This window comes from Massilia sp. BGA-UO-ETr-WB1 (assembly GCF_059567845.1).
In genome coordinates, this window is sequence record NZ_JCAQOT010000023.1 from 570,201 (window position 1) to 584,210 (window position 14,010).

Sequence of the window (14,010 nt, forward strand, 5' to 3'; positions counted from 1 at the left end):
AGTTTTTGTTTGTTGCATTGGTGATTTTCGCAATTGCGGCTGCATTGGCCAAGCCGCACAATGAACTCATCGCCATCACGGTCCAGGGACCGGCGCCATGGCGATCTGATGCTAAAAAATAAATGGGGACGAGTAAATTGAAAAATTTTAGAAAAACCGCGATCGCCATGGGCGTGGCCCAGATTGCCCTGATGGCGAGCGGCGCCGCGCTGGCGCAAACCGCCCCGGCGGCCAACAATGGCAACGGCAGCACCGTGTTCGTGGTCGGCCAGCGCGCAGCGCTGGAGTCGGCCCAGAAGCGCAAGCAGGACGCGGACGAAATCGTCGATTCGATCGTCGCCGACGACATGGGCAAACTGCCGGACAAGTCGGTGACCGAGGTGCTGCAGCGCATGCCGGGCGTGACTATCGACCGCACCATGAACCGCTCCGACCCGCAGCAGGGCGTGGGCGACGGCATCATGCGCTTTGCCGCCGAAGGTACCGGCGTTTCGATCCGCGGCATGAGCTATGTGCGTTCCGAGCTGAATGGCCGCGACTCCTTCTCCGCCAACGGCGGCCGCTCGCTGAGCTTCGAGGACGTACCGCCGGAACTGATGGCGGGCGTGGATGTCTACAAGAGTCCTTCCGCTGAGCAGATCGAAGGCGCCGTCGGCGGCCTGGTGAACCTGCGCACCGCCATGCCGTTCGACTACAAGGGCCGCAAGGGCGCCATTTCGGTGGAAGCCACCCGCTCGCAACTGCGCGGCAAGGTCGCGCCTTCCTTCTCCGCCCTGCTGTCGGACCGCTGGGAAACCGGTATAGGCCAGATCGGCGCGCTGATCGACGTGGCGGGTTCTCGCATCAAGACGCGCAGCGACGGCCTGTCGGTTTCGCCCTACATTCCCCGCACCGACGCCGTGGTCGGCGACACCAGCGGCAAGCTGCGCTGGATTCCGGCCGGCGGCTCCTGGAACCGCAGCGATTTCGACCGCGACCGCCAGGGCATGTACGGCGCGCTGCAGTGGAAGAAGGATGCGTGGGCTTCCTCGCTGACCTACTTCAAGTCGAAGTACGAAATGGACACCACGGAAGGATCGCTGTTCCAGTCGGCCAATCCGGCCACCATCAAGCTGGATGCGGGCGCCACCTTCGACGAAAAAGGCGCGCTGCTCAAAGGGACGCTGCGCGCACCGACCGAGCCCGGCGTGGGCCATGGCACCAACACGCGGGCCGTGGGCCGCGAAGCCGATACCCGAGACGTGGCCTGGAACCTGACCTGGCGCGCCAGCGACCAGTGGGTGTTCCGCTCGGACCTGCAGCACATCAAGGCCACCACCACCGGCTTCGACAACACCGTAGGCCTGGGCGGCTACATCCCCAAGGAAACGCTGGACCTGAGCCAGTCGCCGCCGCGCTTCATCTTTGACGATGCGGACCGCGCCCACCTGGCCAATCCCAACAATTATTACTGGGGCTTCGCCCAGGAGCACCGCGACACGGCCAAGGCGACCCAGACCGCGGCCCGCCTGGACGCCAAGTACATTTTCGACAGCCCCGTGCTGCAGGACCTGCGTTTTGGCGTGCGCTTCACCGACCGCGAGGCGCAAACGCGCTCCACCCACGACACCGAATGGGCGCAGATCACGCAGCCTTGGGCGGTCGGCGATTCGTGGCAGCCATTGAGCCAGCTTGCCTACCTGAGCGATCCGCGTTTTGCCGGCGGCACCACGCCGCTGACGTTCAACAATTTCTTCAACGGCAAAATGCCGACCCCGCCGCAAGTGGTGGCGCCGGACCTGTCCTGGTCGCAGGGCTCGCCGCCGGCGGGCTTTGAGAAGCTGCACAGCTATACGCAGATGGTCTGCAAATCGCCGTGTACGCAATCCTGGAATTATGCGCCGTATGGCGATGACAAGGGCTTGAACCTGCAGCATGAAAAGACCAAGGCGGCGTTCGCCCAGCTGCGCTTCTCATTCGAAAACCTACTGCCCTATCCGGTGGACGGCAACGTGGGCGTGCGCGTGGTGCGCACCACCTCGTCGGCGGACGGCTACACGCTGTTCAACCCGCCGACCACCTTACTGCCGGGCGTGCCTTCGATTCCGAAGCAGTCGGACAAGCAGACCTTCGACAACAGCTACACCAACACGCTGCCCAGCCTGAACCTGCGCATGAAGGTCAGCAACGAGCTGCAGTTCCGTACCGCCTTCTCGAAAGGGATGACGCGGCCGGACTTCTACCAGATGCAGGCTTACACCACGCTGGAGCAGAAAGTCAACTCCCACCAGGACGCTGCGACCGGTCTGCCGGTGCTCGATTCGGTCGCCTATCTTGGTTCCGCGCGGGGCAATCCGATGCTGCGCCCGGTGCTGTCGAACAACTTCGACCTGACCGGCGAGTACTACTTTGGCCGCAGCAGCTCGTTCACCGTGTCGCTGTTCAACAAGCGCCTGAAGGACATCATCATCGGCCAGACCTCGACCTACCGTCTGAACGACACGGCTGGCCAGCCGCATGACTTCCTGATCACGTCGCAGGTGAACGGCGCAACAGGCCGTGCGCGCGGCGCGGAGATCGGCTATCAGCAGTACTTCGACAAGCTGCCCGGCCTGCTGTCCGGCCTGGGCGTGTCCGCCAACTACACCTACATCGACAGCCGCATGAACCTGGGCTCTCCGGTGACCCGCAGCTGGTGCACGCCGAAGGACACCATGGACGCCAACCTGGCGCGCGACCTGGCCGGCTGCGACACGGACGGCCACGTGCTGGGCGGCCTGCCGATGGTGGGCATGTCGAAGAACGCCTACAACCTGGCGCTGCTGTACGACCATGGCCCGCTGTCCACCCGCCTGGCCTACAGCTGGCGCGGAAAGTACCTGCAGGCGGCCAACGCTTACGGCACGGCCAGCAACGACGGCATCGACCGCAACCCGGACAGCCCGAACTTCGGCCAGGCCTACTCGGTGAACTACGCCTTGCCGACCTGGGGCGGCGCGTACGGCCAGCTTGACATGGGCATTCACTACAAGGCGACCGACAATCTGAGCGTGGCGTTCGAGGCCCAGAACCTGAACAACGCGCTGTACAAGCAGTACATGCAGCAGGGTATCGGCCTGAAAGACCGCTCGGCGTTCTTCACCGGCCGCCGCTTCACGCTGCAGGCGCGCTACTCGTTCTGAATGTAAGCACTCCGCAGCAGGGCCTCCCGCGACCCCGCAGGTTACGGGAGGCCTGTTCGCTTATTCCGCTTATTCCGCTCGTTCCTTCACTTTGCATGAGTACATGAACAAAACAGCCCACCTTCTTGCCGTCCTGTGCGCGCTGGCCTTGTCCACGGGCCAGGCCGGCGCCGCCGCCCCGATTCCCCACTTGCTCCAGAAAGACGGGCGCCACGCCCTGATCGTCGACGGCAAGCCTTACACCATGCTGGCCGTGCAGGCGCACAACTCGAGCAATTATCCGGCGGCGCTGCCGGAGGTTTGGGCCGGCGTACGGGACGCGCAGGCGAACACGCTGGAGATTCCGGTGGCCTGGGAACAGGTCGAGCCCATCGAAGGCAAGTACGATTTCAGCTACGTCGACACGCTGGTGGCGCAGGCGCGCCAGAACAAGGTGCGCCTGGTGCTGCTGTGGTTCGGCACCTGGAAGAACACCAGCCCGGCATACACGCCGGGATGGGTGAAGTTCAACAATGCGCGCTTCCCGCGCATGCTGGACCGGGACGGCAAGCAGATCTATTGCCTGTCGCCGCACGGCGAGGAAACACTGAAGGCCGACAAGCGCGCCTTCGTCGCCTTCATGGCGCACCTGAAGAAGATCGACGAGGCGCAACGCACCGTCATCATGGTGCAGGTCCAGAATGAGGTTGGCACCTACGGCACCGTGCGCGACTTTGCGCCGAAGGCGGAAGCGGCGTTCCGCCAGCCGGTGCCGCCGGCGGTGCTGGCGCGCAAAAAGGCGCCGCAGCCCGGCGCGGCAAGCGGCTCGTGGAGCGAGGTCTACGGCCCATACGCGGACGAGTATTTCCACGCCTACGCCATCGCCAGCTACATCGAACAGATCGCCAAGGCCGGCCGCGCCGTCTACGACCTGCCCATGTTCGTCAATAATGCGCTGCGCGATCCGATCGAGCCGATGGCGCCTTGGAAAGGCAATTTCGCCAGCGGCGGCCCGACCTTTGACGTGATCGACATCTACAAGGCCGCCGCCCCGCACATCGATATCGCCGCGCCCGACCAGTACGCCCCGGAGTCGAACAAGGTGTCGGCCACGCTGGAGCTGTTCCAGCGCCCGGACAACGCGCTGTTCATGCCGGAGATGGGCAACTCGGCCAACTACGCGCGGTACATCTACCAGATCCTCGGACGCGGCGCCATCGGCGTGGCGCCGTTCGGCGTCGACTATGCCGACTACAGCAACTATCCGCTGGGTTCCAAGCTGAAGGACAAGAGCATGGCTGAACCGTTCGGCAGGATCTACGCGGCATTCCGGCCGATGGCGCAGCTGTGGGCGGGCTGGGCGCTCGAAGGCCGCACCGCCGGCATTGCGGAAAGCGACGCGCGCACGCCGCAGATGGTGGCGCTCAAGAACTGGAGCCTGACCGCCTCCTTCCGCGAATGGCAGTTCGGCGAGCGCTCCGAGGCCGACAAGGCCAGCGGCAAGGACGCGCCGCCGGGCACCGAGTCGCCCTCGGGCGGCGTGGCGGTGGCGCAGCTGGGCGAGAACGAGTTCATCGTGATCGGACAGCACGTCCGGTTGCGCTTTGCCGGCGCCGGCGCCAACGCTGGCAAGCCATCCATGTACGCGCGCGTGGAGGAAGGGCAGTTCGACGCACAGGGCAAATGGATCATGACGCGCAACTGGAATGGCGACCAGGCCGACCATGGCCTGAACCTGACCGGAAAACCGGTGGTCCTGCGGATCACCATGGGTACTTACTGAGGAAATCATGCATATCAAACCGATGACTGTAGTTGTATGGCTGGCGCTGGCCGCCAGCAGCCAGGCCCACGCGGCCAGCTTTGAAAAGACCGCCACCGGCGTGGTGGTCCGGCCCGACCAGGGACCGGCGAAGGAAGTGCTGCTGGAGGTTATGAGGGACAATATCATCCACGTGGTCAAGTTGGACCAGCCCGGCAAGCGCCTGACGCCGTCGCTGATGACGGTGGCCGCGCCGTGCGCCTGCAAGTTCACGGTGGCCGCGAAAGGCCAGGCCGTCACGCTCAAGGCGGGCAAGATCTCCGCCACGGTGTCGCTGGCCGACGGCCGGGTGCAGTTCGCCGACGGCAAGGGCAAAGTGTTCCTCAAGCAGGCGGCGGGAAGCATCGCGCCCGTGACGGTGGGCGGCAAGCCCTTCGTCGCCATCACCGAAGGCTTCAACCACGGCACCAGGGACGCCTACTACGGCCTGGGCCAGCACCAGAACGGGCAGATGAACCTGAACGGCGAGGACGTGCTGCTGGCGCAGCACAATATGGACGTGGCCGTGCCCTTCGTGGTCTCGGACAAGAACTACGGCGTTTTGTGGGACAACAACGCGATCTCCCGCTTCGGCGACCCGAAACCATACGGCCCCATGGTGCGCGACCTGAAGCTGGTGGACGACGAGGGCAAGCCGGGTGGACTGACGGCCCGCTACTACGTCGGCGGCAAGCTGGTGCTCACGCGCCATGAGAAGGACATCGCCTACCAGTACCTGAAGGACGTGGCCGAGAACTGGCCCAAGGAGCTCGGCAACCTGAAGGAACTGAAGGACGTGAAGGTGGTGTGGGACGTGACCCTCAGCAGCGACAAGCCCGGCGTGCACAAGATGCAGTTGTACTCGTCCGACTACGCCACGCTGACGGTGGACGGCAAGCAGGTGCTGGATGTGTGGCGCCAGGGCTGGAATCCCTGGTATCACAACTTCGAGGTCAACTTCGCCAAGGACACGCCGGTGAAGCTGCACCTGGAATGGAAGCCGGCCAGCGGCATGGTGGCCATCACCCACAACGATCCGCTGCCCGCCGCCGAACGCCATTCTCTGACCATGTCGTCCGAAGTGGCGGAAGCGGTCAACTACCACGTGATCAGCGCCGACAGCATCGACCAGGTGATCGCCGGCTACCGCCACCTGACGGGCCAGGCGCCGATGATGCCGAAATGGACCTACGGCTTCTGGCAGTCGCGCCAGCGCTACGAGACCCAGGAACAGCTGCTCGACGTGGTGCGCGAGTACCGCAAGCGCGGCTGGCCGCTGGACGCCATCGTGCAGGACTGGTTCTACTGGCCCGAGAATGGCTGGGGCTCGCACGACTTCGACAAGGCGCGCTTCCCCAACCCCAAGGCCATGGTGGACGAGGTTCACAAGAACAACGCCCGCATCATGCTGTCCATCTGGGGCAAGTTCTACGCGGACACCGACAACTACAAGGAGTTCGCCGCCAAGGGCCACATGTGGACCAAGAACGTCGAGGACGGCGCGCTGGACTGGGTTGGCCCCGGCTACAAGAACAGCCACTACGATCCTTATACCCGGGAGGCGCGCGACATCTACTACCGGCAGCTCAAGACCAAGCTGGTGGACCTGGGCTTCGACGCATGGTGGATGGACAACAGCGAGGCCGACGTGCTGTCCAACTCGCGGCTGGAAGACTTCAAGCAACTAATCGGGCCCACCGTGTACGGCGCGGGCGAAGTCACCTTCAATCCCTACAGCCTGGTGCATTCGCAGGCCATGATAGACGGCCTGCGGCGCGACCAGCCGGACAAGCGCCAGTTCATCCTGTCGCGCTCGGGTTTCGCCGGCATCCAGCGCAACTCGGTGGCGGTATGGAGCGGCGACACGGTGGCGCGCTGGAACAACCTGTTCGACCAGATATCGGCGGGCGTGAACTTCTCCATGTCCGGCATTCCGAACTGGACGCACGATATCGGCGGCTACGCGCAGGAAGAGCGCTTCCAGAGCGGCGACGTCGGCTCGGCGCAGGAGAACCGCAGCACCGGCGCGGTGCAGATCAAGCCGGAGGACCTCAAGGAATGGCAGGAGCTGAACCTGCGCTGGTTCCAGTTCGGCGCCTTCAGCCCGCTGTTCCGCTCGCACGGCGAAGTGGTCAAGCGCGAAATCCACGTCATTTCGCCGGAGGGTTCGGAGATGCGCGACTCCATGGTCTGGTACGACAAGCTGCGCTACCGCCTGATGCCCTACATCTACGCCACCGCGTCGGACACGCACCACAATTCCGGCACCATCATGCGCGGCCTGGTGATGGACTTCCCGGCCGACGACCAGGTGAAGGACATCAAGGACCAGTACCTGTTCGGCCACAACCTGATGGTGGCGCCGGTGCACGTGTACGGCGCGCGCGAGCGCGGCGTGTACATGCCCAAGGGCGCCTCGTGGTACGACTTCGACACCGGTGAAGTGCACCAGGGCGGTTCGTCCGTCACCGTGAAGGCGCCGTACGGCCGCATTCCGGTGCTGGTGAAGGCCGGCGCCATCCTGCCGATGGGGCCGGTGATGCAGTACGTGGACGAGCGTCCGGATGCGCCCATCACGCTGAACATCTACACCGGCGCGGACGGCAGCTTCAGCCTGTACGAGGACGACGGCGTGACCAACGCCTATGCCAAGGGTGAGTTCAGCCGCATCCCGCTGAGCTACAACGACAAGACCGGCGCCGTGACCATCGGCGCGCGCAGCGGGCAATACAAGGGCATGGTGGCCAAGCGCGAGTTCCGCATTCGCTTCATCAAGCCGGGCATGTCCACTTCGCAAGCTCTGGATGATGCCGACCACGTGGTCAGCTACAACGGCAAGGCCATCACTGTACGGGGGAAAAAAGCATGAACAGCGGCGCTATCCGGAAGATCGTGATTGTCGGCGGCGGCACGGCCGGCTGGATGACGGCCGCGCCGCTGGCGCTCAGGCTGGGCAAGGCCTGCGAGATCGTGCTGGTGGAGTCGCCGGAAATCGGCACCGTCGGCGTGGGCGAGGCGACGCTGCCCACCATCGCCTACTACAACCGCGCACTCGGCCTGGACCCGGCCGATTTCGCTAGCAAGACCAAGGCCACCTTCAAGCTCGGCATCGAGTTCAGGGACTGGGGCCATATCGGCAACCGCTTCTTTCACGGCTTCGGCGACTTCGGCCCCGCCATCGAGAACCGTTCGCCGTATATGTACTGGCGGCGGCTGGCGCGCGAGTTCAAGGACATGCCGTCGTACGAGGAGTGGTCGGTGGCCACGGCGATGGGCCGGTCCAACCGCTTCATGGAGCCCTACGGCGACCAGCCCTCCGTCACCAACGCCTTCAGCTACGCCTACCACTTCGACGCCGGGCTGTACGCGGCCTATCTGCGCGACTACGCCGTGCAGCGGGGTGTGACGCGCATCGAAGGCATGATCACTGCGGTGGAGCAGCATCCCGAGACCGGCTTCATCACCGCCGTCAAGCTGCGCGACGGCAGCCGGGTCGAGGGCGACCTGTTTATCGACTGCTCCGGCTTCCGGGGTTTGCTGATCGAAGGCGTGTACCAGGCCGGCTACGACGACTGGAGCGCCATGCTGCCGTGTAACAGCGCGCAGGCGGTGCCGTGCGCCAGGGTGGAGCCGCTCACGCCGTACACACGCTCGACCGCGCAAAGCGCCGGCTGGACCTGGCGCATTCCGCTGCAGCATCGCACCGGCAACGGCCATGTGTACTGCAATGGCTTCACGTCGGACGAGGAGGCCTCGCGCGTGTTGCTGGCCGGCCTGGACGCCAAGGCGCTCGACGACCCGCGCCAGCTGCGCTTCACTACGGGGCGCCGCCGCAAGTCCTGGATCAGGAACTGCGTGGCCATCGGCCTGTCCAGCGGCTTCCTGGAGCCGCTCGAATCGACCAGCATCAACATCATCGAAAATTCGGTCGGCTGGCTGCTGCAGCACTTCCCCGACCGCGCGTTCCGCCCGCAGCTGGCCGACGAATTCAACCGCCTGGTGTCGCGGCGCTACGAGTATGTGCGCGACTTCATCGTCATGCACTACAAGATCACGCAGCGGGACGATTCGGAGTTCTGGCGCTATTGCGCCAACATGCCGGTTCCGGACACGCTGCGGCACCAGATCGAGCTGTTCCGGGAAACCGGCCGCGTCGCCATCTACGATCCGGAAGGCTTCCAGGTCTCGTCCCACATTTCCATCATGGCCGGGCTGGGCATCACGCCCAAGACCTGCGATCCGCTGATCGACCTGATGGACCTGCAGGCGCTGCGCACCCATTTCGACCGGGTGCGCAACACCATCGCGCGGGCCGTCCACGCCATGCCGGACCACGGCGACTACGTCGGCAGGCTGGCCGGCGCGGCGTCCGTGCCGCCGCTGGCTGCCTGAATCAGAAGCCGGTCGCCATGTCCTTCCCCTGCACCAGGCAGGCTTCGCGCACCCGTTCCACGGTGGCGGGCGATTCCATCTGGAACCACCCGTCATGGCCACGGTCGGCGCGGGCCGCCTGGACCGCCTTTTTGACCGCGAAGAAGGCGGTGGCCGCCAGCGTCATCGGCGGCTCGCCGATCTCCTTGGACGACAGCAGCTCGCTTGCGTCCGGCGCTTGCGGCGCCAGGTTGCGCGGGAACAGGATCACGTTCAGCTCCAGCGGAATGGACTGCGCTGCGGGCGGTTTGTATTCCCAGGTGTTGACCGTGTACAGCGCGCCCGGCGCCGGACGGGTGGCCGAGGCCGTGATCGGGGAGGTGGCCGGCTGGTAGGTCAGCTCCTCGCTCAGCACATAGCCCAGGCCCTGCACGAACCCGCCTTCCACCTGCCCGACGTCGATGGCGGGGTTCAAACTGACCCCCGCGTCGTACACCACGTCGGCCCGCAACACCGTGGTTTCGCCCGTCAGCACGTCGATCTCGACCTCGGTGCAGGCTGCGCTGAAGGTGTAGCCGTTGAAATAGTCCACCTCTTCGCTCGCCGTCACCAGTTCACCCTGCGCGTTCCTGACCTGCTTGAAGGTCAGGCCGGTGTCGGGCTTGTCGCCGCCCGGCACCGCGATGCGCGCCTGTGCCGACAGGTTGACGCGGGCGTTGAAGGCGCTGTCGACGATGATGGCCCACATCAGCTTTGGCGGCGCGCCGTTAGCTTGGGGCATCATGGCGCGCCAGCCTTCCGGGAAATCCCAGAAGTTGATTTGCTTGCTTACGCACCAGGCGTCGCCATGCTGCTGCTGCAGCTGGCGGCAATACTCCTCCAGCCGTTGCCGCAGCGCCTGGCAGGCCTGCTGGGCCGCGCCGCCGTTGAAGGAGGTGCCGGTCGAAGCGCCGGTCCCTTCCGGGTTGGGGACCACGGCCGTATCGCACTCGGCCACGCGGATGGAGGCCATCGGCACGTTCAGCGTCAGCGCCACCACCTGCGCCACCTTGGTGTCCAGCCCTTGTCCCATTTCCACACCGCCGTGGCGCACCAGCACCGCGCCGTCCGGCGAGTAGACCTCGATCAGGGCGCCGCCCTGTTCCAGCGCAGTCAGATTGAAGCCGGAGCCGTATTTGACCGGCAGCAGGGAAATGCCGCGCTTGCGCCAGCGGTTGTTGGCGTTGAATTCGTCAACCGCCCGCTGCCGGGCATGGAAATCGGACTTCTCGATCGTGTAGTCCCACACTTCGCGCATATAGCAGGACTCCAGCGGTTCGCCGTAGGGCGTGCTGTCGCCCGGGACGTACAGATTCTTTTCCCGCACCGTGTGGGCCGGCAGGCCGACGCTGTGCGCGGCGGCCTCGACCGCGTCTTCCACGATCAGCACCGCCTGCAGCATGCCCATGGTGCGCATCGAGGTGTTGCTGGTCTTGTTGGTGCGACAGACGTCGGCCGCGCAGTTCCAGTTCGGGATGTTGTAGGCGGTATCGCTGCGCAGCGCCAGGCAGTCGCTGACGATGGGCGAACATTCGTAGGTGCGGCCGCCGTCCAGCCAGTAGTCGGCCTGGAAGCCCAGCAGTTTGCCGTGCGTGGCGGGGTTGGACGCGTCGCCGACGGCGATGTTGTAATTGCCCAGCACCGGATGGCGGTGGCCGAACATGGCGCTGTCGACCTGGCGCAGCAGGGCCAGCCGCACCGTGCGGTTCTGCTTCCAGGCCGCCACCGCGGCCATGCTGGAGGCGTACGCGGAGATATTGCACTTGCCGCCGTAGCCGCCGCCGGTGCGCCGCACCTGCACGCTGACCTGGTTCGACGCCAGCCCGATCACGCTGCACGCCGCGCTCTGCACCGAGGCCGGACTTTGGGTGGACGGATGCAGCCGCAGCTGGCGGTCGCCCAGCACTTCCGCCACGCAGGACTGGGTCTCCATGTAAAAGTGGATCTGGCTGCCGACTTTCTGCTTCGACGACACGCGCGTGCAGGCGACCTGCGTGCCCAGCCCCGGCACGGCAACGCCGTGGGCCACCACCGGCTCGCTGGGATCGGGCAGGCTGGTGTCGGCCTGCGGCAGCCACTGCAGCGTGCTGCCTTCGCGCGTGATCTGCCAGATATGGGTGGGGAAGGGCAGCAGGTCGGGGAACACGATTTTCTCGCGTTCCGCCTTGCTGTCGGGCAGGTCGAGCAGGGGCGGCGTGTCCGGATCGGGCGCGAACAGGCACAGTTCGGTCTGCAGGTGCCAGGCGGCGGCCTGCGCTTCCTGTTCGTCCTCGGCCAGCACCATGCCGATGGATTGGCCGAAGCCGGTCAACAGCAGCGGCGCGCAGGCGTCATAGCCGGCCGGCAGCCTGCCGTGCGGGCAGTCGGACGGCTCGATGCTGATGGCGAACAGCGGCTCGTCGGCGCCGATGCCGATCACCGCCGCCGCCGGCACGTCGATCGCGGTCACGTAGTCGACCACGCCGGGGAAGCGCAGGCGCAGCGCCTCGAGCACCTGGGCCGGACTGGCGGGGCCGTCCACGCCCGGCACGCGGTAGGTGCAGGTGCCGAGCGCGATGGTGCTTTGCACCGGGGCGCCGTTCAGGCCGCGCCGGGGCAGCGGAATGTCGTGCACGTACTGGGCTTCGCCGGTGGCTTGCAGGTAGGCGCCGATTTTGATGTAGGGCAGGTTGGCCGGGTATTCCGACGGTTCCTGCTGGTAGGCCTGGGTGCCGCGTGTCTCTTGCGGCTGGCTGCGCTGCGCGGCCGAGCGCACCGCCTCCGGCACCGGCAGGCCGCGCCATTGCGCCACCTCGATGAAGAACTTGTACAGGTAGGACAGGCTCAGCGCCCGCTTGTAGCCGCTGGAGTATCCCTCGTCCGGCAGTTCCGCGTAGTGCGCGGCGTGGCGCCGCATGATGGCGTCCACTTCGGCCCCCATCGCGTCCAGCGCCAGGCCGAGCGTGGCCTCGGTCCAGGGCTGGCCCAGCAGCGCGGCTTCGCACAGCGGCAAGCGGCACGCCACCGGCGCGATGCCGCCGAGCACCAGCACCGCTTCGGTCACGCGCTGGTCCGCGTCCAGCCGCACCCGCAAGCCGCCATTGACGATGGAATGGGCGTTGACGATGCGCTGGGCGGTCTTGTAGGTCTGCGCGTATTCGTTTTCGCGCGTGGCCGGCACTTCGTAGCGCAGCAGCACGCAGCCGCCGTCCAGCTCCGCCGAGCTGTTCCACTGCGCGGCGAAGTCCAGCAGGCCGAAGCGGCGCTCGCCCTCCCAGCCGGGTGCAATGGCGAGCACGTCGGTTCCGAGCGCGGCCAGGGCGGTGAAGCAGTCGGACGGAAACGGCACGCCTTGTTCGCCGTGCCGCACGACCAGCATGGTGTTGCCCGCCAGGGTGGCGGCGTTGCGCACGATGGTGCCGGCGGTGCGGCCGGCCATATAGCGCAGGGCCAGCAAGCCGGGCAAGGCGGCGGCACCGGCCGGGGTGTCGGCGATCTGGCGGTCGAGCAGTTCCAGCAGTTCGCTGTAGCGCATGCCGGCGCCGAGGCGCAGGCTGCCGTGCGCGGCCCGGCTGTCGCGCAGTTCGCGCACCTGGCCCAGGTCGATGAAGACGTGCGGATCCTCCACGGTTGCCGGATAGATGCCGATCGAGGTGTTGCCGCCGACCAGGCGCACATTTTGGCGGTCCGGGTACCGGCCAAGCAGGGCCAGCGCTTCGTCCAGCGTGGTGGGGCGGAACCAGCGGCCGGCCGGCGCCTCGAACGCCAGCGCGCGTGCGCGGCGGCGCAGTTCGTCCGGGAAGGCGAGCGCGAACGGCACCGCCTTGCCGACCGCCTCGGCCGGATCGATGATGCAGGCCATGCTGCCTTGTTCATCGACCGCGGGATTCCAGTCGGAGGCGAATTCCTTCTTGAAGCCGTACAGGATGGGGCGGTAGCCGGTGCAGCGGCAGATGTTGCCGTCGAACAGGCCTTCGATCTCGGCCTTGGTGCCGGGCTTGGGGCCGCGTTCGGCGATGGCCGCCGTCATGTTCATGACCCAGCCGGGCGTGCAGAAACCGCACTGGGTGCCGTTGTTTTCGGCCAAACACTTCTGGACGGTGCTGATGGCCTCGGACTTCACGCTACCGGTGCCTTCGACCGTGGTGACCATCATCCCGTCCAGCGCCGCCAGCGGCCGCATGCACGAGTTGATGGAGGAATTCCTGACGGTTTGCGTGGCCTCGTCCCATTCCGACAGCAGCACGGTGCAGGCGCCGCAGCCGCCCTGTTTGCAGCCGATCTTGGTGCCGGTCAGGCCGACGTCGGGTGAGCGCAAATAGTCGGCCAACAGCATTTTCGGGTCCACGTTGTGGCGCTGGACGCGCTTGCCGTTCAAATAAAATACCAAGTCGGCACTAACGCCGGAAACGCTGTGGCTGTCGGGCATGGTGAATTCCTGTTCTATGTTTGAAGTTATCGCTTTACAAGCCGTGGCGCGTGCCGGCGATCGGGAGAACCTTAGCAGAAGGCTAATGGCAAATCAATCGCCCGAGGTTAAAATTATCTGCCGCGGGAACGGCGGCCGCAGCTGTTGTTAATTTGGGAATGGATGAAAATTCCCGGGCTGGATTCTCCAATTTTTGAATATATTGAGAGGTCGATGGAAATGGGCGTGCCGGCTCGGCGGCTTTCATTTCT

General features: G+C 65.7%; 5 protein-coding genes. 4 read left to right on the forward strand and 1 reads right to left on the reverse strand.

Annotated elements, in window-relative coordinates; all coding sequences use genetic code 11:
• Positions 1 to 137: 137 nt before the first annotated feature.
• The 4 genes from AC56DV_RS11050 to AC56DV_RS11065 all read left to right on the forward strand — a co-directional run bounded on the left by AC56DV_RS11050 (position 138) and on the right by AC56DV_RS11065 (position 9,333).
• Positions 138 to 3,161 (forward strand): TonB-dependent receptor, encoded by a 3,024-nt coding sequence (locus AC56DV_RS11050; RefSeq protein WP_496314321.1) that lies wholly within the window; start codon positions 138 to 140, stop codon positions 3,159 to 3,161.
• Positions 3,162 to 3,264: 103 nt separating this feature from the next.
• Positions 3,265 to 4,923, forward strand: coding sequence for a DUF5597 domain-containing protein (locus AC56DV_RS11055; RefSeq protein WP_496314322.1), 1,659 nt, complete (start codon positions 3,265 to 3,267; stop codon positions 4,921 to 4,923).
• Between the two features lie 7 nt (positions 4,924 to 4,930).
• Positions 4,931 to 7,810 carry a glycoside hydrolase family 31 protein gene (locus tag AC56DV_RS11060; RefSeq protein ID WP_496314323.1) on the forward strand — a complete coding sequence of 960 codons (2,880 nt, stop codon included), beginning with the start codon at positions 4,931 to 4,933 and terminating at the stop codon, positions 7,808 to 7,810.
• A complete protein-coding gene (locus AC56DV_RS11065; protein ID WP_496314324.1) occupies positions 7,807 to 9,333 on the forward strand; it encodes a tryptophan halogenase family protein in 1,527 nt (508 codons plus the stop codon). The genes AC56DV_RS11060 and AC56DV_RS11065 overlap by 4 nt, the downstream gene beginning before the upstream one ends.
• A gap of 1 nt (position 9,334) precedes the next feature.
• Here the strand turns inward: AC56DV_RS11065 and AC56DV_RS11070 are convergent, their stop codons facing one another.
• Positions 9,335 to 13,759, reverse strand: a complete 4,425-nt coding sequence (locus AC56DV_RS11070) for a molybdopterin cofactor-binding domain-containing protein (RefSeq protein ID WP_496314325.1) — start codon at positions 13,757 to 13,759, stop codon at positions 9,335 to 9,337.
• Positions 13,760 to 14,010: the final 251 nt, after the last annotated feature.

Bases quoted from the DNA above. Each gene is read 5' to 3' on its own strand.
- AC56DV_RS11060 (WP_496314323.1), top strand. From the start codon at position 4,931: ATGCATATCAAACCGATGACTGTAGTTGTATGGCTGGCGCTGGCCGCC.
- AC56DV_RS11055 (WP_496314322.1), top strand. From the start codon at position 3,265: ATGAACAAAACAGCCCACCTTCTTGCCGTCCTGTGCGCGCTGGCCTTG.
- AC56DV_RS11065 (WP_496314324.1), top strand. From the start codon at position 7,807: ATGAACAGCGGCGCTATCCGGAAGATCGTGATTGTCGGCGGCGGCACG.
- AC56DV_RS11070 (WP_496314325.1), bottom strand. From the start codon at position 13,759: ATGCCCGACAGCCACAGCGTTTCCGGCGTTAGTGCCGACTTGGTATTT.